The organism is Polymorphobacter sp. PAMC 29334, from assembly GCF_019431245.1.
GTDB lineage: Bacteria > Pseudomonadota > Alphaproteobacteria > Sphingomonadales > Sphingomonadaceae > Polymorphobacter_B > Polymorphobacter_B megasporae.
The window spans coordinates 125,282-146,391 of the sequence record NZ_CP080245.1 but is presented as its reverse complement, the minus strand read 5'-3'; the positions used below and the strand labels follow the sequence as shown (position 1 = coordinate 146,391).

23 protein-coding genes and 2 pseudogenes are annotated in these 21,110 nt (G+C 63.7%); 9 read left to right on the top strand and 16 right to left on the bottom strand.

What is annotated here, in order from left to right:
* Positions 1 to 3: 3 nt before the first annotated feature.
* Positions 4 to 492, bottom strand: a complete 489-nt coding sequence (locus KZX46_RS21870) for a nuclear transport factor 2 family protein (RefSeq protein ID WP_219777176.1) — start codon at positions 490 to 492, stop codon at positions 4 to 6.
* Between the two features lie 116 nt (positions 493 to 608).
* On the opposite strand from KZX46_RS21870, the gene KZX46_RS21865 reads away from it, so the two are divergent.
* Positions 609 to 1,793: a helix-turn-helix transcriptional regulator gene (locus KZX46_RS21865; RefSeq protein WP_219777400.1), complete on the top strand. Its 1,185-nt coding sequence runs from the start codon at positions 609 to 611 to the stop codon at positions 1,791 to 1,793.
* Between the two features lie 1,266 nt (positions 1,794 to 3,059).
* Here KZX46_RS21865 and KZX46_RS23120 read toward each other — a convergent pair.
* The 8 genes and pseudogenes from KZX46_RS23120 to KZX46_RS21820 all read right to left on the bottom strand — a co-directional run.
* Positions 3,060 to 3,550 (bottom strand): annotated as a pseudogene (locus KZX46_RS23120) (transposase); the annotation flags it as partial.
* Between the two features lie 157 nt (positions 3,551 to 3,707).
* Complete coding sequence (locus KZX46_RS21850; protein WP_219777397.1) at positions 3,708 to 4,484, bottom strand: phosphatase PAP2 family protein; 777 nt, start codon at positions 4,482 to 4,484, stop codon at positions 3,708 to 3,710.
* Positions 4,481 to 4,963 carry a DUF3299 domain-containing protein gene (locus tag KZX46_RS21845; protein WP_219777396.1) on the bottom strand — a complete coding sequence of 161 codons (483 nt, stop codon included), beginning with the start codon at positions 4,961 to 4,963 and terminating at the stop codon, positions 4,481 to 4,483. Before KZX46_RS21845 ends, KZX46_RS21850 begins: the two co-directional genes overlap by 4 nt.
* Positions 4,960 to 5,415 carry a DUF3299 domain-containing protein gene (locus tag KZX46_RS21840; RefSeq protein WP_219777395.1) on the bottom strand — a complete coding sequence of 152 codons (456 nt, stop codon included), beginning with the start codon at positions 5,413 to 5,415 and terminating at the stop codon, positions 4,960 to 4,962. Before KZX46_RS21840 ends, KZX46_RS21845 begins: the two co-directional genes overlap by 4 nt.
* Before the next feature lie 3 nt (positions 5,416 to 5,418).
* Positions 5,419 to 6,651 carry an ABC transporter permease gene (locus KZX46_RS21835; RefSeq protein ID WP_219777394.1) on the bottom strand — a complete coding sequence of 411 codons (1,233 nt, stop codon included), beginning with the start codon at positions 6,649 to 6,651 and terminating at the stop codon, positions 5,419 to 5,421.
* Positions 6,648 to 7,301, bottom strand: coding sequence for an ABC transporter ATP-binding protein (locus tag KZX46_RS21830; protein WP_219777393.1), 654 nt, complete (start codon positions 7,299 to 7,301; stop codon positions 6,648 to 6,650). Before KZX46_RS21830 ends, KZX46_RS21835 begins: the two co-directional genes overlap by 4 nt.
* Positions 7,289 to 7,729: a hypothetical protein gene (locus KZX46_RS21825; RefSeq protein ID WP_219777392.1), complete on the bottom strand. Its 441-nt coding sequence runs from the start codon at positions 7,727 to 7,729 to the stop codon at positions 7,289 to 7,291. The genes KZX46_RS21830 and KZX46_RS21825 overlap by 13 nt, the downstream gene beginning before the upstream one ends.
* A gap of 108 nt (positions 7,730 to 7,837) precedes the next feature.
* On the bottom strand, positions 7,838 to 8,305 hold the full coding sequence (locus KZX46_RS21820; protein ID WP_219777391.1) for a MerC domain-containing protein: 468 nt from the start codon (positions 8,303 to 8,305) through the stop codon (positions 7,838 to 7,840).
* A gap of 127 nt (positions 8,306 to 8,432) precedes the next feature.
* Here KZX46_RS21820 and KZX46_RS21815 point away from each other — a divergent pair, with 127 nt between their 5' ends.
* Positions 8,433 to 10,109, top strand: a complete 1,677-nt coding sequence (locus tag KZX46_RS21815) for a S10 family peptidase (protein ID WP_219777413.1) — start codon at positions 8,433 to 8,435, stop codon at positions 10,107 to 10,109.
* A gap of 15 nt (positions 10,110 to 10,124) precedes the next feature.
* Here the strand turns inward: KZX46_RS21815 and KZX46_RS21810 are convergent, their stop codons facing one another.
* The 4 genes and pseudogenes from KZX46_RS21810 to KZX46_RS21795 form a co-directional block, all read right to left on the bottom strand.
* Positions 10,125 to 10,625, bottom strand: coding sequence for a Fur family transcriptional regulator (locus KZX46_RS21810; protein WP_370647573.1), 501 nt, complete (start codon positions 10,623 to 10,625; stop codon positions 10,125 to 10,127).
* 52 nt (positions 10,626 to 10,677) lie between these two features.
* Positions 10,678 to 11,121, bottom strand: coding sequence for a Fur family transcriptional regulator (locus tag KZX46_RS21805; protein WP_219777390.1), 444 nt, complete (start codon positions 11,119 to 11,121; stop codon positions 10,678 to 10,680).
* A gap of 28 nt (positions 11,122 to 11,149) precedes the next feature.
* Entirely contained in the window at positions 11,150 to 13,303 is a 2,154-nt protein-coding gene (locus tag KZX46_RS21800; protein ID WP_226896346.1) for a TonB-dependent receptor, read from the bottom strand.
* Positions 13,304 to 13,817: 514 nt separating this feature from the next.
* Positions 13,818 to 14,593 (bottom strand): annotated as a pseudogene (locus KZX46_RS21795) (IS1380 family transposase); the annotation flags it as partial.
* 850 nt (positions 14,594 to 15,443) lie between these two features.
* Between KZX46_RS21795 and KZX46_RS21790 the strand changes: the two are divergent.
* The 3 genes from KZX46_RS21790 (at position 15,444) to KZX46_RS21780 (ending at position 17,431) form a co-directional block, all read left to right on the top strand.
* Positions 15,444 to 15,797 carry a single-stranded DNA-binding protein gene (locus KZX46_RS21790; RefSeq protein ID WP_219773887.1) on the top strand — a complete coding sequence of 118 codons (354 nt, stop codon included), beginning with the start codon at positions 15,444 to 15,446 and terminating at the stop codon, positions 15,795 to 15,797.
* Between the two features lie 344 nt (positions 15,798 to 16,141).
* Complete coding sequence (locus KZX46_RS21785; RefSeq protein ID WP_219777388.1) at positions 16,142 to 16,330, top strand: hypothetical protein; 189 nt, start codon at positions 16,142 to 16,144, stop codon at positions 16,328 to 16,330.
* A gap of 747 nt (positions 16,331 to 17,077) precedes the next feature.
* On the top strand, positions 17,078 to 17,431 hold the full coding sequence (locus KZX46_RS21780; RefSeq protein WP_219777387.1) for a single-stranded DNA-binding protein: 354 nt from the start codon (positions 17,078 to 17,080) through the stop codon (positions 17,429 to 17,431).
* Between the two features lie 399 nt (positions 17,432 to 17,830).
* On the opposite strand, the gene KZX46_RS21775 is transcribed toward KZX46_RS21780, so the two are convergent.
* On the bottom strand, positions 17,831 to 18,034 hold the full coding sequence (locus KZX46_RS21775) for a hypothetical protein (protein WP_219777386.1): 204 nt from the start codon (positions 18,032 to 18,034) through the stop codon (positions 17,831 to 17,833).
* Between the two features lie 50 nt (positions 18,035 to 18,084).
* Here KZX46_RS21775 and KZX46_RS21770 point away from each other — a divergent pair, with 50 nt between their 5' ends.
* The 4 genes from KZX46_RS21770 (at position 18,085) to KZX46_RS21755 (ending at position 20,112) form a co-directional block, all read left to right on the top strand.
* Entirely contained in the window at positions 18,085 to 18,603 is a 519-nt protein-coding gene (locus tag KZX46_RS21770; protein ID WP_219777385.1) for a hypothetical protein, read from the top strand.
* Between the two features lie 71 nt (positions 18,604 to 18,674).
* Positions 18,675 to 19,364, top strand: a complete 690-nt coding sequence (locus KZX46_RS21765; protein ID WP_219777384.1) for a hypothetical protein — start codon at positions 18,675 to 18,677, stop codon at positions 19,362 to 19,364.
* A 268-nt stretch (positions 19,365 to 19,632) separates the two neighbouring features.
* Positions 19,633 to 19,884 carry a hypothetical protein gene (locus tag KZX46_RS21760; protein ID WP_219777383.1) on the top strand — a complete coding sequence of 84 codons (252 nt, stop codon included), beginning with the start codon at positions 19,633 to 19,635 and terminating at the stop codon, positions 19,882 to 19,884.
* Between the two features lie 27 nt (positions 19,885 to 19,911).
* On the top strand, positions 19,912 to 20,112 hold the full coding sequence (locus tag KZX46_RS21755; RefSeq protein ID WP_219777382.1) for a hypothetical protein: 201 nt from the start codon (positions 19,912 to 19,914) through the stop codon (positions 20,110 to 20,112).
* Positions 20,113 to 20,215: 103 nt separating this feature from the next.
* Here KZX46_RS21755 and KZX46_RS21750 read toward each other — a convergent pair whose 3' ends face one another.
* Together KZX46_RS21750 and KZX46_RS21745 are read right to left on the bottom strand one after the other, a co-directional pair.
* Entirely contained in the window at positions 20,216 to 20,455 is a 240-nt protein-coding gene (locus KZX46_RS21750; protein WP_219777428.1) for a hypothetical protein, read from the bottom strand.
* The gene (locus KZX46_RS21745; protein WP_219777381.1) at positions 20,421 to 20,771 is read right to left on the bottom strand and encodes a DUF6437 family protein; all 351 of its coding nucleotides are present in this window, start codon (positions 20,769 to 20,771) and stop codon (positions 20,421 to 20,423) included. The genes KZX46_RS21750 and KZX46_RS21745 overlap by 35 nt, the downstream gene beginning before the upstream one ends.
* Positions 20,772 to 21,110 lie beyond the last annotated feature (339 nt).

Here is a 21,110-nt window from a genome sequence, read left to right as displayed (position 1 = left end):
GAGCTACTTTACCTCGAATACCGTCGCTTGCCGCAAGCTGAGCAGCCAGCGGCCGCCCTGAAGTCGCCACACATCGGTAAAACGCCGACGCACGGTCTTCCCAGCAAACATGTTGCCGGCCGGCGGCTCGCAGGTCTCTTCCCCCATCAGGACGACTTCGTCGTCGCGCCGTAAACCGGCGTATTCGATCGAGCGGTGAAGATACTTGTATGTCAGTACACCCGACTGGTAGCGCGCCGCTGCCATCGCCTTGGTCGTCACGTTGTTGAACGGGCTGTTGACGATGGCGTCGTCGGCAAAAGCGCGAACGAAGCCCTCCTTGTCGCCTGCGACGATCGCGGCGTCGATAAGATCGACCTCCTTGAGCACGGCGGCGACGCGGGGGTCCTTCGTGGCCTCCATGACCTGTAAACTTGCGGGCTTCCAGTCGGCCATTGCCGGCGCCGCGAGCAGCGCCGAGCTCAAAGCCAGACCTTTCAAAGGTGACGTCATCCGAACCACCACAACTTGACCTTCATAATCTAACCGCATTCCACTGTTGTCGGACGTATGCCGCAGCGGTACCGTGCCTCGCGCTCTCTGTTTGGGTAGGAGGTTGCAAAATAACCATGCCGCTCACAGTTGCTGACGCCGTGCCGGACGAGGGACATCAACCCGGCGACCCATCGGCTGTGGGGTCTATGGCCCCGATGGGGTGGGAGAGCCTCAATTGGCTGATCGGTGAGATCTACGAGTGCGCTCTCGACCCATCACGGTGGGATGCAACGCTCGAGCAGATCAGGCTGGCGATTTGTCCGACCGATTGGCGGACCGTTCTCCTCATGCTCGAACGCCGAAATCCGCCAAGCGCTAAATTCATCGCGATGACCAACGTCGGGCCTGGCATCGAAGCAATTTATAGTACGGTGTTCGCCTACAATAATCCGTGGTCACAGCGGGGATGGCCGGCACCCAACGGAACGCTGGTCGATACCGATGAATTTATGTCGCGCGAGGAACTGCGCGCGACAAGCCTCTACAAGAACTTTTTGGCAGCATTGAACTTCGATCGGACGCTTTGCCTGATGCTCGATCGGCGTGACGGCGAACGTCTGGGTCTGATGCTCCTCGGTCCGGGAGATCGCGACCTAACCCTACTGCGGCGAGGCCTGCGGGTGCTCGGCCCGCATATCCAACGGGCGGTGCGGATCAGCCATCGCATCGCCAGTGCCGAGGTGGCGGCAAGTGCAGCAAGAGCGGCGGCAAACCGGTCGCGCTACGCGATTGTTACGCTCGACAAGTACTTTCACATCTTGTCGGTCAACAACCGAGCCGCGCACTATGAGGCAACCGGTCTGATTACGACCGCCGGCGGAAAATTGGCATTTGTCGATCCGATCAGCCAGCAGAAGCTGACAAACCTGAGCCTGACCGCATCGCGGGATGACCTTGCGTTCCAGGCAGTCGATAGAGTGGGTCGGGAACGGCCGGTTCTGGTGGCCTTGGTCACGCCGAAGACCTTCCCAGCCATTGGCGGCGCCTTTGCCGACGCTGCAATAATCATCACCATTGGCAGCGGCGTCGGTGAAGCACCGTCTTTGGGCATTGACCGATTGGCGCAATGGTTCGGGTTGACGCCGACAGAGGCACGCGTCGTCGGCGCGCTGGTCGACGGACAAACCCCTCAGGACTATGCCGCCCGCAACACCGTCAGTGTCAACGCTGTGCGGTTCCATCTCAAACATATTTTCCGTAAAACCGACACTACAAGTCAGGCACAACTCGTCGCCAGGATCGCACAAATGCCGCAGTAAAAGGGGCGACACGACGTTGCTCCTCAAACTGAATAGAGTCGCAGGCTAGGGCCAAATAGATAAAGCGGTTTGCCCGATTTAAATCATTCCGGACCGACAGCTTGGGGGATATTTAGCGGTCAGTCCGCTTTGATGATGAGGCCGGGGTTCGTCAGCCGGCATCGGCTACAAGCAGGCTCCGAAGGCACCGCACATGAAGAGCAGACCCCAAGCGCTAAGGGCAAAACTCATTGTCGGGATGTAGACAAGCAGCGCTACAAGCCGATGGCTGAGCCGTTGCGAGAGGCGCCCGATACCGACTAAACCCGGGATCAAAGCCAAACCAATCTCGATGTATGTCACTGCGAGGCCGGGTGCCATAGGAGCAAGTCGGAACGCCAACAACACAGCCAAAATCAGCGGCGGGGCCGCCAACACTAGCAAGATGCTTACTGTATTCCGGAGATAACCCTGCGTCGTCGTCATAGGGTTTGACTCCATGGCTCACACGTCATTGCCCCTCCACGCCTGCCAATAGAACAATACGCGTCAATGCTGAATGACCGCTAACGGGGGTGTCACTTTCCAAAGACATCTGCAGCCAACGCGGTGGCGCCCCTCGAACGGCTTGTCATAGTCCGCTTCACGAACATCCAGAGTTGACCGCAGCAGCTTGCAAATTAGCATAGTCGAGTGCATCGTCGGTGAGATCGGAACTAGCTATGCAAGACCTCACGGTTATTGACGATCGCCGCTGGCACGAAGCCGACCGTCGAGCTACGGCCCTCCGCCCGTTAGTTGAGGCTGCGCATAATTCGCGTGAAGAGGTGCAGGCGGCTGCTGCTCGGCTCGGTCTTTCGCCTCGGCAAGTATGGACGCTGCTGAAACGGCTTCGAGTTGGCAGTGGCGAAGTTACCGCCATGGTTATAGCGGGCTCCAGCGGCGGCCGCGGCGTAAGCCGCTTGTCGCCGGAGTCGGAGGCGATGATCGCGAAAACGATCACCGAACATTTCTTGACGGCACAGCGGCTACGTCCTTCGGAGTTGGTCATTGAAGTCCGCCGTCAATGTGGCAAGCTCGGGGTGAGCGCACCGTCCGCCAGCACAATCCGTCGGCGGCTTACGCAGCTGACACTCATTGAGCGCATGGCACGCGTCGAAGGTGGACGCGATCCCTCACCCGTGCACGGGCCGGCTCGTGTCGCCGAGCACGCGCTCGATCTCGTTCAGATCGACCATACTAAAGTCGATCTCATTCTGGTCGATCCCATCGACCGGCTACCCATCGGACGTCACGTAACATCCGGCTGCCCGCGAACGGAAAATCCATGTGCAGCTCGTCGAGCCGCCGCATGATGGCGAGATCAGCAACCGAGGTCGGTCGCGGCAGATAATAGACGCTGCCGCGGCTGATTCCCATCTCCCGCGACTGCCGCGTCACCGGCAGCGCGTGCGAACGGTCGATCATCGTTTTGCGCTCGGCAACAGTCCCGCCTTGCCGGGCGCCCCGGACGAAAAATCGTTCACCAGCGTCAACTCGCCGATCTTGGCGTGCAGCGTCTTCACGTCGATCGCCGGCTCCGCCGGTTCAGCGTGGCCATCAGACCCGAAGACCCCGGTAGCGCCTTCCAGCAACTGCCCGCGCCAGGTCGTGATCTGGTTTGAATGCACGTCAAACTGCTGCGCCAACTCGGCCAGCGTCTTCTCGCTTTTCACGGCAGCCAAAGCCACCTTCGCCTTGAAAGCTGGACTGTGGTTCCGGCGTATTCGCCTCGTCATCTGTTCTTCTGTTCGGCAGCCATCGTGGCCACCTTCAGGCAGAAATTCCACTTAGCGCACTGTGCAGATTAGCCGAGCCACCTCTATCATGGCGAGGAGCACGGCCGCGGTGCGGCAAGCCACCCAGCGTGTGCTCGCGCGCCGGAAACCGATCCGCTCAATACGCCGCTGCCGCCAGGACTTTGGCTTCGACGGCGCACGCTGCCGTCGTCGAGCGTGTCAGTCCGGCAAGCTCGCGGCGGGCGGCGTCGACATCGTCGCGGAACGCCTGGTTGCCGTGCAGCGTCGCGACAAGCAGGGCACCGTTTGTTCGGCCTGCATCGACAGCGCTCGGCGAATGAACGCCGCAGATCACCCTGCTCTCGCCATACTCCCTGCCGCGTTCGAGGATCGCAGTCGCGTGCGCCGGATCGATCTCGGCGAGGACCAGCGCAGCTGCCCAGCCGTAGGTCGCATGACCCGACGGGTAGTCGGGGCTACCTCTTAGGTCTTCGGTTTCGGCGACGCAGATCGGTGCCCCGGTGCCGACGTAGGGGCGCGGGCGGGCGTAAAAGCGTTTCGGTGGCCCGACCACGGCGCTGCTGTCGATCCGGACGCGGGCGAACAACTGGGCGAGGATCGGTGTCTTCAACTCGTCGAGGGCAACGCCGGTCGCACAATTGAAATCAGCGAGAACATCCAGCGGCCCAATCTTGTCGTCGTGCGCCGCCGCGGTCCAGCGCGACGTTCCCTGGAACGCCCGTGTTGCGACAAAGGCAGCGCGATCGCGGGCCGCGGCCGGCGATCCGGGTGGTGGTGGCGGCGGCAGAATCCGGATCGCGTCGGGGGCGTCGCCCGGACGAAGATAACCTTCGGCCTTTGGCGCGGCGGCGAGCAAGCCAACCGACCCGGCGGTCATCACAGCTACGATTAGGACGCGACGCAAACTCGTCACGATGCCTTCCGCTGCGCGGCCCCCACGCTCGCCCCGCTGAGCTTGAAGAACAGACCGTTATCGCCGTTGTTCTGGAGCGCGAAAACGCCGGTAACGCTAATCATCCTGGTGTCGACCGCGATCGGGCGCGATGTCTGCACCTCAACGACCTCGTTGGGCTCGCCCGGCGGGCAGAAGGCGCACACCGGGGTGTATTTTGACAGCAGGAAATGACTGACCTTCGAAGCCGGCTCGAGTGGCAGCATGAAGCCGGTGATCGTCAGCGATTGACCGGCGAGCGCGCGAACCGGGGCCGGGTGGCTTGCGGTGAAGCGTCCGGCGCGATCATCGACTTTGACGACCGTCGTCCGCAGCACCGACCAGATATTCGACGCCGACGTCGGCAGCTTGGCCTGCTTCGCAGCCTCGCCGTCCTCGCGGAACTGTGCCCCCGCTGGCGCCGCAACCAGCAAAGCAATGATGATGACCTTTGCTATCATTCGACCTTGGCTCCTTCGAGACGGTAGAACAGACCTTGGCTGCTTTCGCGGACGAGCTTGAGGCGTCCGGCGACGGTGACGATGGTCTGCCGGTAGTCCACCGGTGAGTTGGCGAATACCTCGATCGCCTCGGTCGGCTCGTTCGGCGGACAGAACTGGCAACCGGTTAACCGCCGGGTGATGATGAAATGCGCGCTGTGCGTCGTCGCCTCGATGGGTAACATGTACCCCGAGATGCTCAATGCGACGTTGTTCATCTTCGCCAAAGTTGTCGAGAAGGTCGCGGTGTAGACCCCGCGCTGGGCATCGGCGACGACCTTGGCGTCATTGAAGCCGACCCATTGCAGATCGTCCTCGTGGTCGAGCTGACCGATCGGCGCGGCGCCAGCCCACGTCATTGCAGTCAACGCGACGAACAGCACAGGTAATATCAGTGGGGTAAGAATACGCATCGATCAGCTCCTCAGCACGCGCGCCGGATCGACCCGGTAGGCGATCATTGCCGGGATCAGCGCAGCGACGAGGCTGAGCATGACGGCCGCCAAAACGATTGCCAGATCGCTCATGCCCAGCGGAGGCAGCCCGAGCATCGGTCCGCCACCGGCTGCCGTCGCGCGCGCCGCGATAATCGCGGCGACACGCCCGATGCCGATACCGAGGATGCCGCCGAGCGCGCCGAGTAGCGCCCCCTCGCCGAGCACCAGCCCGGTCAGCAGCGCCGGGCGCGCTCCCAGCGCACGAAGCAACGCCAGCGACTTTGCCCGCGCCTGGACCGCGCCGAGCAATGCAACGAAGAAGCCGAGTGCCGACAGGCCGAGCAGACCGATGCCGAAGCCGCGAAGGACATCCGACCCGGTCCCGAGCAGCTTCGTCAGCCGGGCCACCTCAAGCGCTGGTACCGCCGCCTGGAGAGAAGGGCTGGCCTTGATCAGTCGCGGCAGCATCAGGGCCCCCATTGCCGAGCGGTACTGGATCAGCACGGCGGTCACTTCGCGTCCCACCGCGGGATAGAGGTCCGGCCCCTCGTCGACACGCTTCATCGACGCAATGGCGGCGGCATGTTCCGCATTCTCATGCTCGTGAACCTTCCAGACGCTGGCGGTGTCGGTCAACGCCAGCCGGTCGATTACCGCTCCGGTTGGCGCGAGGATGCCGACGACGCGGTACGGGCTGTGCTCATGGCGTTCGCCGCCGCGGGCGAGGCCGTGCTCGCCGACAAAGACCTGGCCGACGCGCAGTCCGGTCGAGCGGGCGACCTCGCTGCCGAGAACAGCTTCAAGCGGCATCGTCCACCACCGCCCGGCTGCGAGCTTAGCCGCATACAAGTCGGCGAACGTCGGACGTGTCCCGACGATGCGGTAGCCCGAAACATTGTCACCGAGCGACACCGGCACGGCGCGCTTGACCAGCATATTGTGCTGAAAACGTTCAGCGTCGACGAGCGGAATGTTGCCGGTCGGCGTGTCAAGCTCGAACAGCGCCGACAGGATGATCTGCAAAGGCGACCCCTTTGCCCCGACGACGAGATCGACCCCGGCAAGGTCGCGCTGGAATCGCGCGTCGAGGCCCGAATTGATCGCCAACAGCGCGGTGACGACGGCGACGCCGAGTGCCAGCGACACGAGATTAAATGCCCAGCCAAGCGGGCGCTCGCGGATGAAGGCGAGGATCAGCCGCGCCGCGTTCATACGACTGGCTCGGCGAAGACCTGATGCGCGATCGCGCTTTTCAGGCGGGTGTCGTGGGTGGCGATCACCAGCGCCGCGCCACTCGCCGCAGCTGCCCCGGTCAGAAGCGACAGCACGGTCGCGGCGGCGGCATCGTCGAGGCTCGCCGTCGGTTCATCGGCGAGAAGCAGCTTCGGCCGCTGGAGGAGGGCGCGGGCGATGGCAACGCGCTGCGCCTCGCCGCGACTGAGGGTCGAAGCGCGTGCGTCGACCCGGCCACCGACGCCGAGGTCGTCAAGCAAAGCGCAGGCTTGGGCGCGGTCTTGCGGCGTCCCCGCCGCGAACGGGGCAAGCAGGAGATTGTCGAGCGCCGACAGCCCGCCGATCAGGTGGAAATCCTGGAAAACCAGGCCAATCGAGCGACCCCGATGCCGATCACGGGCGCGAGCCGCTAGGGCTTGAACCTCGGTGCCAGCGACGGCGATCGTACCGGCGAGCGTGCGTGCCAGCCCCGCCAGCGCAAGAAGTAGCGTCGTTTTCCCAGAACCCGATGGACCAAGGAGCAGCGCCGCCGCGCCGGGCGCTACCGACAGGGCGGGCAGGCGCGCCAGCGGCCGACTACCGTAACCCGCGACGAGTGCCGTCACGTCGAGTCCAGCTATTTCGCGCATTGGGCCGCCCATTGCCGAACCTGGTCGGTGCCGAGCAGGCCATGACGGACGCCGCAGACCCGACCATTGCGATCGATTGCAAAAGCAAGCGGCAGCCGTGGCGGAGGACCACCGAATTGGGCGAGCACCGTCGCGGGAGCGACGGTGGTTGCATAGGCGAGTGTCTTGGGCAAATTAGCTTTGCTCAGGATCGCGGTCGCCTTCACCGGCGGATCGAGCGCGAGCGTCGCCGGTACCAGCGGCGCACCGGCCGCAGCAATTCGGTGAAAGGTACCCAGCTCGGCGAGGCACGGAACGCACCAGCTTGCCCAGACCAACACAATCGATCCATGCGGCAGCCGCGCAAGGCGGCCTGAGGCTAACTCGACAACCTGCAAATCCGCTCGGCCCGGCTCAGCTTTGATCGGGGTTGCAGCGATGGCGAGCAACACCGTTGTTAAAAACCATCTTAGGGTCGAACGAGCGCAATCACCGCCGCCTCTTTTCAAGCGGGACACCTCGATCGCCTGCTCTCTCCACGCGCGTAGCAAAAGAGGTCACTCGCCGATAGTTGAAGGGTTCGTGTGAAAGCGGGCGTCGTGGTCGAGCCGCCAATTCAGCGCGTGCGCCGATGCTAGAAGCAGTCCACCTATCACCGTCAGGACCGTTTCCATTAAACGCCCCTCACCCATCGCAAGTCCGGCACCCATCAACAACAGACCGAGAACACCTAGCAAACCCGGTCGCACGTCGCGGTGCCGTCGCCAGCCGCGCCACAAGGCGAATACCGCCAGCGGCAGAGCCGTCGCGAGAATTGCAGGGTGAACCCACGGCTGTTGCGGCAAAATGGGAGCCATCGCCGGCAGCAACGCGATGATCACGGGAAACGCGAGGCAGTGAACAAGGCATAAACCGGACAGTCCGATCGCGCTGTGATCCAACCACCGGGTGAGACTGTTCCCGCTACCGCTGCCGTGGGTGTGGCGATGCGCGGGACGTGACGATGAGAGGTTGGACGCGCCCATGATTTAACTCCGGCCGGAATGACCACTCGGACAGAAGCGAAACCCAATGGAGGAACTTGCTCTTGCGCCTGGTCAGCACCCTTGCTAGGCATGATATACTGTATCGTCAATAGGAATTCTCGTGCGCATGGTTCTCGTTGCGTCGCTTCTGCTTGCCTCGGCTGCGGCGCATGCCGACGAGACGCCAACGACTGGCAAGCCTGCGGACAGCGACAAGGCTACAGCCGATGCCAAGTTCAAGGAGTCGATCGCCAGCGAGACCGAAGCGGGCTGGGCAAGGGCACCCGTCACCGAGGCTGCAACCACCACTAGCCACGTGATCACTGCCGGCGGGCGCGTGATGAAGTATCAAGCGACCGCAGGGACGCTTACAATCCGAAGCGAGGATGCCAAGCCGACGGCGAGCGTGTTCTACGTCGCCTACACACTTGCCGGCACCGCCCCGGGCACGCGAAGACCGATCACGTTCTTCTACAACGGCGGACCGGGCTCATCGAGCGTCTGGCTGCACATGGGGTCATTCGCACCGATGCGGGTCCAGACCGGCGGCCCCGAATATATCCACCCGGCTCCGTACCCCTTCGGCCCGAACCCCGACACGCTACTCGACAAAACCGATCTCGTGTTTATCGACGCGATCGGCACCGGCTATTCGCGACCCCTGGGCGACGCCACCGGAAAGGATTTTTGGGGCGTCGATCAGGACGCCGACGCCTTCACTCGAGCGATCATGCGTTACGTCACCAAGAATGGCCGCTGGAACAGTCCCAAATTCCTGTTTGGCGAGTCGTACGGCACAACGCGTTCGGCCGCGGTCGCCTATCAGCTGCAGGATCGCGGCATGGCATTAAACGGCGTCATCTTGCTGTCGTCGATCCTGAACTATGGCATCGAGCAGTCGGGCTACGATCAGGGCTATATCAGTTATTTGCCGAGCTACGCCGCGACCGCATGGTACCATAAGCGCCTTGCCAACCCGCCGGCGACGGTCGAGGCTGCTGTAGCTAGCGCACGCGTTTTCGCCGCTGGACCGTATGCGGCGGCACTCGCCAGAGGACAGACCTTATCGGCCGCCGATCGCGACTCGATCGCCGGCCAGATGAGCGCGCTCACGGGCCTATCGGCAGACTTTATCAAACGGGCCAATCTGCGCGTCGATCTCGATCGGTTCCAGAAGGAGTTGCTCCGCGACCAGCGCCAGACCGTCGGACGATTTGACTCGCGCTATACCGGTGTCGATGCCGACGCCGCCGGATCCAGCCCCGACTTCGATGCCTCCGACACCGCAATCAGCGGCGCGTTCATTGCCACCTTCAGCGACTATGTCATCCACGAACTCGGCTACAAGACTGAGTTGCCGTACCGCGTCAGTGCGTACGGACTGAAAGGATTTGATTGGGACTGGAAGCACAAGGCAGCTGGCGGTCAATATCCTCAGAACAACCCCAACGTGGCTGCCGACCTCGCCGCAGCGATGCGAACCAATCCGTACCTGAAGGTGCTGTCACTAAATGGCTATTATGATATGGCCACGCCGTTTTTCGCCACCGAATATGATTTGGGCCACATGATGCTCGAACCTGCGCAGCAGAAGAACCTGTCCTTCCAATATTACCCGTCGGGACACATGATCTATCTAAATCCGGCCGCGCTTCGTCAACTGCACGCCGACCTCTCCGCCTATTACGATGACGCCGTCGCTGCCGCCAGTTCCACCGTTCCTTCGGGTACCCCGGCGATCGCGACGACGGGACGAGCGGCACACACGCCGGCACCGGGGAGTCGGAAAATGAACATTCCTTGAACGGCAGCATTCGGCTTAAACGCAATCCTTGCACCGGCCACGTAGCTCCATAACGGGCCGGTCGACCCTGAACCCCGTCGCCGTCGCCATAATGCGCAAGCGATCGACGGTATCATCGCTGTCGAGGTGGTTGGTTCGTCCGCAACCATCGCACACAAGAAAAATACAGTCATGGCGGTGCTGCGGGTGAGCGTTAACGATGAACGCGTTTTCGCTCTCAACCTTCGTTGCGAGGTTCGTCGCGGTGAACAGGTCGAGGATGCGATAGATCGACGTCGCTGCCAGGCGACGTCCTTGAGTAGACGATACCGCTTCAACAACGTCGTAGGCGCTGACGGGAGCAGCGAAATTGGCAAGTGAAGCGAACACGGCGGCGCGCAACGGCGTCCACTGCTCGCCCGAGGCTTCAAGCACGCCCCGCGCCGCGCTGGCCAGTGCTGTTGGCGAGGTGGTGATTGAGGCGGCGCACACGTTTGCCATGCGGCGAATATTGGGCCGGTGGTCGTGCTGTTGCAACCCCGGTCCCGCCAACCGAGCCTTTTGGAGCTTGTGCGAGCAAGGCGGACACTCAGCTCTTTGAACATTCGCGGCACAAGCCGGTGGCTTCGATAATCTGACGATGCAGATGAAACTCGCGCCCGAGCGCGGCGGCGGCGATCTCTGCTTCGATGTTCGGCACCGTTATTCTGTCGACGCGGCCGCAGCCGTCACAGACGCATAGCACGGCGGACGTTGCATAATCGACGACGGTTCGTGCGATATAGGCTCGCTGGCATTCGATGTGCTGGACCGCACCGCACTCGACCAGCGTTTTCAAAATTCGATAGACGCTGTTGGGTGTAACTGGACGGCCATTCTGACGTCTGCCAAGCTTGTCGGCGATCTCATACGCACCAACAGGTTTATCTTGATCGCATATCGTCGCCAGAACGCGTTGCCCGAGCAGGCTGACGACCGCGCCTCGCGATGTGAGGATCGCGGCTGCCGTTTCGGCCCCGCTTAATCCTCCCATCGTATCAGCCCCGGCCCATCACCCAAACCTAGAAGCTCTTGCGGATACCACCGAAGAAAGCTCGGCGCTGACCGTACTGCGGCGCTCCGACTCCCACGCCTGAGCCGTCGCGGATGGCGTAGCTCTTGTCGCCGACGTTGATCACGTCGAACCGGACCGAGAGACCCTTCAGGAAACCGGGTCCGTCGAGGCTTTGCTCGATCCCGAGATTGACGACGGTGTACGTCGGCTGCTTGCCCCCGTTGGGAATGATGCCGTTGGGATCACCGGCACGCAGTCCGTTGCCGTAGATCGCATCGATCGTCGGCGTCAGCTTGCCGATGCCGTCGTCGAAAACATAACTCGCTCCGGCCGACGCCGACCAAAACTGGTTATGGTCGGTGAAGATGCGGTGGTTGGCGATGTAGGCGAGCTCGTCCGGTGCGAAGAAGAACTGGCTTGAGACGATATTACGCCCCTGTTCCTGCCCGCGCGTGGCGTTGCCATAGATCGTCAGCGGCCCGGCATGGTAGTTTGTTGTCACCTCGACGCCCCACGCATAGCCTTGGGCGTAGTTGAACGGCGACAGGACAACGGCCTCGCCAAACTGGCCCTCGTCGAGCAGGTTGCGCTTGATCTTGTAATAGCCGTCGAGGCCGACGCTCAGCCCGGGCAAAATAGTGTGGAGGACGCCGGCGTCGAAATAATGCTCGCGTTCGGCTTTGACCGGATCGGCGAACGGCACGACCGATTGCTTCGTCGTGCTGTTGAACACCGCGACGGTCGATGTCCCGATCAGCTCCTGTGGCGGCGGTGTGAAGTCGCGGGCATATCCGGCGTGGAACGTGGTCGCCTTGCTCGGCTGATAGACGAGGTTGATCCGCGGGCTGAGCTGGTTTTCGGTGGTGTAGGCGTGGACCGCATCGAAGCGCGCGCCGAAATTGAGCGTCAGCTCAGGCGTGATCGACCACTCGTCCTGAAGGTAGACGCCGTAAAGCTGCCCGGTCTTGGTCCCGGCAACATTTTGCGCAAAGGGTGCGTCGCTCGTCGGCACGCATTGGTCGAAATTGTCCGAGGTGCACGGATCGAAGCCGCCGATTGCATTTGGCGCGCCGGTCGGCAGGACCAGCGACGTGACGCTCGACCGCGTCCGCTCGTTTTGGAAGAAGAAGCCGCCACGCAGGGTATGGTGGTCGGACAGCTTGTAGCTGGCGTCAGTCTGGACCCCGTAGGCGAGGCTCGACAGCCGCGATCGGTCGGAGAAGCCGTTGAAGATGATATCGCCGTTCTGCGGATCGGGCGTGAACGTCGTCCGCGAATAGCGCACGAAGGGAGCCACCTGGACCGATAGCGCATCGGCCGAATACTGGTACGCAAGGACGCCGTAATAGGTGTTCTCGTGCTGATTTTGATCGAGCAGCGCCGAGTTAAAGTCCGACACGCCGTTGACGGTAAAGCCAGCCGTCTGCCCGGGATTATTAGGAATCTGGAAGCGGCCGGAAAAGGCTCCGCCGAACGCGCTGATCCGGCTCGTCTCCGACAAAATATCGGAGACATACGCGAAGCCGCGGAACTGATCTGTGCGGTCGTGGATCGCATCGCGCGACGACGTCGGATTTTCGATGCCGAGATCGTTCCGCAGATAGCTGCCACTCGCGAAATAGTTGAGGCCGCCACTCGATCCCTTGATCGAAGCGCTGGGCTCGATTGTCCCGCGGCTGCCGCCGTAAAACCCGACATCGCCGCCGTTGGCGAACGCTCCGGTCTGGGTGGTGATATTGACCACGCCCGACGTCCGGTAGCCGTATTGCGCTGGCAGCGTGCCTGTCAGCAATGAAATCGAATCCGCCAGCCGGACGTCGATCGTTTGACCGAAACCGGTGATGCTTTCCGGCACGATGACGCCGTTGACCCGGTACTGGACGTTGGCGTGCTCGTTGCGGACGTGGATCTGGCCGTAGCTGTCCTGAACGACGCCGGGAGCCTGCAGCAGCAGGTTGACGAGGCTCTGATCCTGACCCTGTGGCAGCACCAGAATTGCTTGCCGGTCGAAGGTGTATTTGCTCGCGCCTAGGCTCGGCAGGATGGCATCGCGCGCCTCATCGAGCCGCTTGGCGGTGACGATGATCTCATCGGCGGGGGCTCCGCTCGCGGCATCGGCGGCATCGGCGGCATAAAGGATAGACGGGGCGAGGACCGTCATCGCGAGCAGAGATGCTTTAAGGCTGAGCCGCATACATTTCACGATCATCTCCGGGTGACAATATACTATTTCGTCGATAACCGCCTCGCGCGCATGTCGCCAATCAATTTTCTCGTATGACGTCTAAACAACGGTAATAAGCAGTAGCCTGTGGTAGAAATGTTACATCATAACCCGTCTGCGCGGGCACATGAGGTTGGCGAGGTAGCTCTACAGTGTCTCGGTGAAATTTAGAAAACGCCGCGGGATGCTTAGCGTCGCTCCCCTAGCTGCGGTCGCCATGACAATGCTCGTCAGCAGCCACTTCAGGCTCAGGAAAGCCATCCAGGCCAGCAGCATTCTGTACGACATATGAGGAGTTGGTCAAAACCAACACCACGCTGTCCGCCGGTTAGTGCACGTTTGCGACCGAGTGCACCAATTCCGAACCGTCTGCAGACCGACACCACCGGCCCGCGCCGCTTCGTGCCGCGCCATCGTAAATCACTGCCAGCGCCAGCAACCGCCGAACCGGCTATGGGCTTGCGGCGCACAAGCTGACGGCGACATGGCGGAACAGGGCGGCATCGGGACAGGCGCTGGCGAGCGCGATGCGGATCCGGGTGGCGGTCTCGATGACGCGGGCCGCGACCTTGATCAGCCGCAGGCGGATGGTGGCGAACTCAGCGGCCTTGAGCGCAGTGGTTTGCGGCAGCGCCTGGCGTAGGCGCCACATCAACCAGTAGGCGGCGGTGTGCAGGAACAGCCGCATCTGGTTGGCATTGTCCGACCGACACGAGGTGCGATCGCTCTTCAACTGGGTCTTATGGAGTTTGATGAGGTTCTCGGCCTGGCCGCGGGCGCAATAGAGCGTGTCGTAGATATGTTCGGCGCTGCCGGCCTTGAGCGAGGTGACGACGAAGCGGATGTCGAGACCGAGCATGGTGGCCTCGATGCGCGCGACAACCCGCCTGCCAGTGTCGCCCCAGCTCCTGGCCGCATAGCTGGTCTCGGCATAGCGGTGCAGCACCGGTAGCGCGCGGGTGGCACGGTCGACGCAGACCGCATCCGCGGCGGCGACAATGACGGGATCGCCGTGCAGCGTCCGGTTGCCGGGCAGCCCGAACACATAATCGACCGCGTTGGCCTCGCACCACGCCATGACCTCGGGCCGGCCATAATGACCGTCGCCGCGCAGCGTAATCGCGGTGTCGGGACAGTGGCCCTTGATACGCCGGATCAGTCGGCGGACATGGCCGGCGATCTCGGCCCTGAGGGTGTCTTGCCGGTGCGCAACATGTTCAGCACCGGCGAACATACGCCGTGGTGGCCACTGTTGACTGAGAAGGGCCAGAACACCCGGATATTTCCCCCGCCACCGGACGATGAGCCTCCGCCCTGCGCCCCGCTACCCCGAGCCCCTGCAGGTGTTTCACCGGAGGCATGGGCGGCCGCAGATGCTCGCGAACGCCAGCGACTAATCCGAAGAGCCCGAGGATAAACCAATTCGTGTGCGCGGCGCGCGGGGAAAGAACGGCGCTGCTCGCGGCCCGGCGGTCAACGCCGGCCAGCATCGATCACGCCCCCCGCTAGCGCTGACGTCGGCGGCCCGGTGATCGTCGCCGCGGCGATCGGCGACACCGGCAACGGCGCGTCCCGCCTTCGGTCCACGGCGGTGCGGCGGCCCTACCGCGTCAGTCGGCCCAGTCGACCCCTGCCCGAGCATGGCCCCGGCCTCGATCAGCATACCCGTGCCACAACCACCTTCCGACCCCACCACCGGACGTCCGCGAAGCCCGGACACCGACAGCGGAGACACTGCCGCGGTGAACGGGGGAGGGGGACCAGCGCCGACGTCGACAGAACCGGGCGAGCTGGCCACGGTTTCTCACTGGGGCGCTTCGCTCGCAGGCCTGACCCGTCTTCAATGGCCTTCCTAAGCCGCACGGCGGTAGCCCAGCAACCCCGATGGCAGGGCCGTGTTGCCTGTCCTCTCCGGCTCTCCGCTGCGCGGGGCCGGGGGACAGGTTGCCCGCACCAAGACCCTGCAATCGGGGTTCCCCTCGCGTCTTCGCGCTCGGTGCCGTGCCACCACCGCACGGCTCTTAACGGAGCCATCGACGGGGCAGGCCCGCGATAGCGAAGCTCAGGAGAAACCACCATGACCAACATCGTCGTAATCGTCGGCAACGTCGGCGCAGATCCCATCACCCGCGCCACCCAGAGCGGCAACGTCACCCAGATCTCGGTCGCCACCGAGCGCCGCTGGAACACCCCCGCCGGCGAAGCCAAGAAGGAAACCGAGTGGCACAAGGTCACCTGCTTCAACGGCCTCGGCACCAACGTCGGCAAATACGTCCGCAAGGGCTCGAAGGTCTCGGTGCAGGGCCGCCTCCACTACACCAAGTGGACCGATAAGGACGGCACCGAGCGCTACGGTGTCGAGGTCATCGCCGAGACGGTCGACTTCCTCACCAAGGCCCCCGGCGCAGCCGACAACGGTCAGGAGGGCTGATCGACACCGACTCCGGCGGGTTCGCCCGCCGGGGTTTCGTCGTGCTCGCAGCAAGGCAGGGAAGCGGATCGGGGCACAAGGCCCCGACCGCCGCGGCGCTGCGCGCCACGAAGTGAACGCTCTCTCTCTCAACTGGGCGGTAGTCTGACGGGCGCGGCTCTCGCTCCGTCAAGAACGGCAGGGTCCCACCATTTTGCCGGCCCGTCTTCGCTGACGCTCGCGGCCGACAAAATCGTTGCCCCTACCGCCGCGTGCCGCGGCCGCTGACGCGGTTCCTGACCGAGCGACCGCGCCCGTCCTCTCCACCGCCGCTTCGATGATGAGGCGATTAGATGGAGGACAAAATGTTCATCAGGGCCAACACGGCGATTGCCAAAGTCGACTACGACAAAGTCTCCTACGATGACCTCGTCGAACTCAGCTTCGACCGCGTCCAGCAGCTGCGCCTCGACGGCCGCGACGACGATGCCGAAGACGCCGCCTGGGACGCGATGCTCAGCCGCAAGCGCCGGGAGACCTACGCACAGGCGTGAGACAACACGGCGAGGTGCCGCCCGCGCGGTGCCTCGCCGCTGACCATGATCGCGACCGAGCAAGGCGGGGATCGGGGCATCGAGCCCCGATCACCGCCCGGCGCTACCGCGCTCGGTCCAACGGGCTGCTCGCGGCCTGGCGGTGAACGCCGGCCAGCATCAATCACGCCCCCACGCTATCGCTGACCTCCGCGGCCTGGTGATCATCGCCGCGGCGATCGGCGACACCGGCGACGGCGCGTCTCGCCGTCGGTTCACGGTGGTGCGGCGGCCCTGCCGCGTCAGTCGGCCCGGTCGACCCCTGCCCGAGCATGGCCCCGGCCTCGATCAGCGTACCCGTGCCACACCCACCTTCTGACCCAACAGCGAAACGTCCGCGAAATCCGGACACCGACAGCCGTGACAATGCCGCGGTGAACGGGGGAGCGGGACCGGCGCCAACCCTGCCTTGCGGGCGAGTGGGTCAGCGGTCTCTCACTGGGGCGCTTCGCTCGCAGGCCTGACCCGTCTTCAATGGCCTTCCTAAGCCGCACGGCAGTAGCCCAGCAACCCCGATGGCAGGGCCGTGTTGCCTGTCCTCTCCGGCTCTCCGCTACGCGGGGCCGGGGGACAGGCTGCCCGCACCAAGACCCTGCAATCGGGGTTCCCCTCGCGTCTTCGCGCTCGGTGCCGGGCCACCACCGCACGGCTCTTAACGGAGCCATCGACGGGGCAGGCCCGCGATAGTGAAGCTCAGGAGAAACCACCATGACCAACATCGTCGTAATCGTCGGCAACGTCGGCGCAGATCCCATCACCCGCGCCACTCAGAGCGGCAACGTCACCCAGATCTCGGTCGCCACCGAGCGACGCTGGAACACCCCCGCCGGCGAAGCCAAGAAGGAAACCGAGTGGCACAAGGTCACCTGCTTCAACGGCCTCGGGACCAACGTCGGCAAGTACGTCCGCAAGGGCTCGAAGGTCTCGGTGCAGGGCCGCCTCCACTACACCAAGTGGACCGACAAGGACGGCACCGAGCGCTACGGTGTCGAGATCATCGCCGAGACGGTCGACTTCCTCACCAAGGCCCCCGGCGCAGCCGACATCGGTCAGGAGGGCTGATCGACACCGACCCCGGCGGGTTCGCCCGCCGGGGTTTTGTCGTGCTCGCAGCAAGGCAGGGCGGCAAGACAAGTGAGACCGGGCACGGCAAGATATTCACTTAAGATGAGACTGAGCGTGTCTCGCAGTTCACGAAAGTTGAGACTGGCAACGACCCGTTACCATGGGAAATTCACCAACGCTGAGACTCAGTTCGTCAAAAGGTGAGATTCACGCCACGATAACTGAGACTCTGTGCGTCGCTGCATGACCGCGCAAAAGATGCGGGGTCGACGGCATCGAGCCGCCGCCACCGCCGAAGCTACTGCGTCGACATTCGCACCTTCATCGACCGTCGACACCGTCTGTAATCCATCATCGATGCCGGACAAAAGCACACTTCTGGCCGGGCTCCGAGACTTAGAAGGGGAGGGGGCTGCGCGGGTAATGGGCATTCCGCCCGCTCGGAGATCCACCGTGTTCGTCCACCTGACCAATACCGCAATGATTACCGCCACCGTCATATTCGGGTACGCCGTCTTCGTCATCGACGACGAAATGTCCCGGCCGCACGCCGTACAGGCTGCAATCGCAGAATCGCACGACGGGTTCAAAACTGATCATGCAACCTGCGCGCCGGCTAGTCCGACGTCGCCGTTCCGGGTTTAGTAGCCATGTCCACGCTCACCTTCACACTCGGACCCGCTCCCTATAACGAGCGATGCGCGCAGACACGCGTCACCACCGACTGGCTGGTCTTGCAGCAGCTCGAGGCGACGACGTATCGCGCCGCGCTCATCGCTGTCCTCGGACCACCGCCCGCCGACCTGCACATGCCAGTTGTCACATTCCACCATGACTTCGGCGGCTATGCCTGCATCGAAGTGCGCTATCCCAGCGGCGACGTCGTCGCCTCGGTCTACGCGGACAAGCTCGCCGCCGATCTCAAATCGTGGATGGCCGCAAACTTCACCGCCCCGGTGCTTTACGACGATCGCAGCCAGCCCTTGCCCGGCTCGCGCCGCACCGCCTTCGATTGCATCGTCGACGCGCTGGCAACGTGCCACATGCTCATCGCCCAAGGCTACGGCACCGAGCGCGAGGAGGCTGTCGTCGCCAACCTCACCCGCGCCTATCCGGGCTGCGCCCGAATGGCCGCCGCCCTCGTCGGTGAGGCCGCCGGACACGCCTGACCACTACGGCGTGACCCAGAGGGGAGGGGGCGGCACCCGGTCGGACAATCAGGTCCGACAAGGACACCTCCATGGGACGCTACCAACACCTCCGCGAAATCGCGATCCTGCCGTGCCTGCCCGCCGGCCTGTCGGTCGAGGATCAATATCTGACCAAGACCGCACCGAGCTTCGATCTCCAGTTTGCCGAACCGAATGCGGCGCTCGCGGCGACACTCAGTTTTATCAACATCTCGAAGAAACGGTTTATCGATCTCGTCATCGAGCGGCGTGGCATCAACCTGCGATCGTCGAAGCCGCAGGGATCCGGGACCGGGCCGTGGCGCTACCGCGGCGAGTACGCCGCCGCATGGCGATCGCTCATCGTGCCGCATGACCCCAAGCGGCCGCAGCTGCTCACCGACGACCAGCTCGTCGAGGTGATGGAGAACGCCAGCTACGGCGGCGTCCTCGCGATTGCCGGCTATGTCGATACCGACTTCTGTCTCCCGCGCGAAATGCCAGCCGTCACTGTCACCGGCAGGTTTCAGGTGGGCATCATCGCCTACATCTGGGGCAGTGGTCACACCGTCACGTTCGACGGATCGCTGACCGTGGACATGACCTCCGGCCAGATCGGCGACGCTCCGGGATGCGCCTACGACGAGGGGTGTGACTTCGTCGTCGACTACTTCCGCTTCCGCACGCTGTCGCGGGCGACGCTCGTTCGCGGCGAGCGCTTCCGTGCCGAGCCAAGGTCGGCAATGGCACTGGCGGCATGAGCGGCCTCGAACTCCGCCGCGGTCCATGCGTCTGCGCCAAGCCCGGGTGCACCCTTACATGGACGCGTGATCCTTGTCTCGACGTGGTATGCCCCGACTGCTTCGCGCCCGTCGGCACCGGCTGTCGCCGGCCGAGCGGACACGATGGCGGCTTCGTCGAACTGCATGCCGCGCGCGATCTCGCCGCCGATGCCGCCGGGGCCTATGGCCCCTGTCCACTCGGACTGTGCGGTCTGGCTCGCCAACCAAAACAGCAGGAGATGTTCGCATGAAATCCGATCCCAACGACCTCGATGACAAGCAGCTCTCGGCGTTGCTCGACTGGAAACAGCGCAAGGGCCGCAGCTGGAAAAACGACCTGTTGTTCGCGTGGCAGAACGGCCGCGACGAGCAGGATCCGCGCAGTGCTTCGCTCCGCTGGATCCGCAATCATCGCGGCCCCAGCTGGCTCGTCGACCTTCACCCGTGCGATCTCGATACGGCCGCCGCAGCGCGCGGCGTAACCGCGCTTAGCAACTGACCCGTAACCAGCTATATGGAGACCATCATGGCGACAATCTTCGACGAAGAGCCCCTCGACCTGCGCGAGCAGATCGCCCGCATCGACCAGCTGCTCGCCGATGCGGCGCGTAAACGGCAGGAGGTTCGCATCGCACCATGGCAGATCGTCGTGACCAGCCTCGGCGCCGGCGCAGCGATCTTCGCCGCTGGCGCCGGCTTCATCGCGCTCATCCTAAAAGTCGGCTGACCGCGATCGACACGAGATGGCATAGCCGACGACACGGCCCCCGTTTTTCACCTATCGACGCGCAACAAGGCCAGCAGGATCGTCGTAACCGGCGGGCTTCCGGCTACCGGCGAGCGCTGTCGATCATGAGATCGACGGCCGCTGCGGTGCGGTCGCAGAGCAGTTCACGAAGCGCGTCGGCGTCGTCGAGAACATCGACCGGATCACGACCAAGAGCGCCACCAAGCGCGTCCCTCAACCATTGGCTGGTCGCCGGATGATTGCGCACAGCGGCGATGCGCGCCTCGGCTACGCCGAGCGCATCGCCGTCACAGTAAGGCGACAGCACCGACCGGCTTTCCATCGTCGGACGCTGCACCATTGGTCTGCCCGCGCGGTCCAGACCCGCGCTCACCGCCACCATTGGCCTTCGACCCGTCAGACCCCGTTGCCTTAACACCGAGCGCCGTCAACGCCTGCTCGCCGCCCATGGCAACGACCGCGCCAAGAATCGCCTTCAGCTGCGCTGTCGGCAGCTTGCCCGCACCCGTCGCCAAAACCGCTTCACCAACCTCACGTGCCGCCGCTTTTCGCGCTTCGGCAACACGCGCCTGCTGCTTGCGCATCTCGTCCTCGGCCCGTTCGTAGGCCTCGACTGCCGCACTCTTTCCCGCTGCCACACCGATCTCCACCGCCACGCGCCACCAACCGCAGGTGACCGCACCGAATCTGCCAGACCGCGCGAAACCAGACAAGCACGAAAGCCCTCGCACTGAAGGCACGGGGCCGGATAACGCGACATCCGGTTAGCTGATCCACGCAGCCATCATTGTGCTCCCGGGCGGCCTGTCCGTCGGCGTGCAGAGGCCCCTGGGCGAGGCAGCCGGAGAGGGCAAGGATCGGTGGTTCCCCCAATTTTGCCGGCCCGTCTTCGCTTCGCTCGCGGCCAACAAAATCGGCTCCCCCACCGCCCGCTCCGCGGCGCGCAAGAGCGCGTCCCTGACCCCTCCGGCTGCCCC

Coding starts and splice junctions, on each gene's coding strand:
- KZX46_RS21870 (WP_219777176.1), bottom strand. CDS start 492: ATGACGTCACCTTTGAAAGGTCTGGCTTTGAGCTCGGCGCTGCTCGCG.
- KZX46_RS21865 (WP_219777400.1), top strand. CDS start 609: ATGCCGCTCACAGTTGCTGACGCCGTGCCGGACGAGGGACATCAACCC.
- KZX46_RS21845 (WP_219777396.1), bottom strand. CDS start 4,963: ATGATAGCAAAGGTCATCATCATTGCTTTGCTGGTTGCGGCGCCAGCG.
- KZX46_RS21840 (WP_219777395.1), bottom strand. CDS start 5,415: ATGCGTATTCTTACCCCACTGATATTACCTGTGCTGTTCGTCGCGTTG.
- KZX46_RS21835 (WP_219777394.1), bottom strand. CDS start 6,651: ATGAACGCGGCGCGGCTGATCCTCGCCTTCATCCGCGAGCGCCCGCTT.
- KZX46_RS21830 (WP_219777393.1), bottom strand. CDS start 7,301: ATGCGCGAAATAGCTGGACTCGACGTGACGGCACTCGTCGCGGGTTAC.
- KZX46_RS21820 (WP_219777391.1), bottom strand. CDS start 8,305: ATGGGCGCGTCCAACCTCTCATCGTCACGTCCCGCGCATCGCCACACC.
- KZX46_RS21815 (WP_219777413.1), top strand. CDS start 8,433: ATGGTTCTCGTTGCGTCGCTTCTGCTTGCCTCGGCTGCGGCGCATGCC.
- KZX46_RS21805 (WP_219777390.1), bottom strand. CDS start 11,121: ATGGGAGGATTAAGCGGGGCCGAAACGGCAGCCGCGATCCTCACATCG.
- KZX46_RS21800 (WP_226896346.1), bottom strand. CDS start 13,303: ATGACGGTCCTCGCCCCGTCTATCCTTTATGCCGCCGATGCCGCCGAT.
- KZX46_RS21790 (WP_219773887.1), top strand. CDS start 15,444: ATGACCAACATCGTCGTAATCGTCGGCAACGTCGGCGCAGATCCCATC.
- KZX46_RS21785 (WP_219777388.1), top strand. CDS start 16,142: ATGTTCATCAGGGCCAACACGGCGATTGCCAAAGTCGACTACGACAAA.
- KZX46_RS21780 (WP_219777387.1), top strand. CDS start 17,078: ATGACCAACATCGTCGTAATCGTCGGCAACGTCGGCGCAGATCCCATC.
- KZX46_RS21775 (WP_219777386.1), bottom strand. CDS start 18,034: ATGATCAGTTTTGAACCCGTCGTGCGATTCTGCGATTGCAGCCTGTAC.
- KZX46_RS21770 (WP_219777385.1), top strand. CDS start 18,085: ATGTCCACGCTCACCTTCACACTCGGACCCGCTCCCTATAACGAGCGA.
- KZX46_RS21765 (WP_219777384.1), top strand. CDS start 18,675: ATGGGACGCTACCAACACCTCCGCGAAATCGCGATCCTGCCGTGCCTG.
- KZX46_RS21760 (WP_219777383.1), top strand. CDS start 19,633: ATGAAATCCGATCCCAACGACCTCGATGACAAGCAGCTCTCGGCGTTG.
- KZX46_RS21755 (WP_219777382.1), top strand. CDS start 19,912: ATGGCGACAATCTTCGACGAAGAGCCCCTCGACCTGCGCGAGCAGATC.
- KZX46_RS21750 (WP_219777428.1), bottom strand. CDS start 20,455: ATGGAAAGCCGGTCGGTGCTGTCGCCTTACTGTGACGGCGATGCGCTC.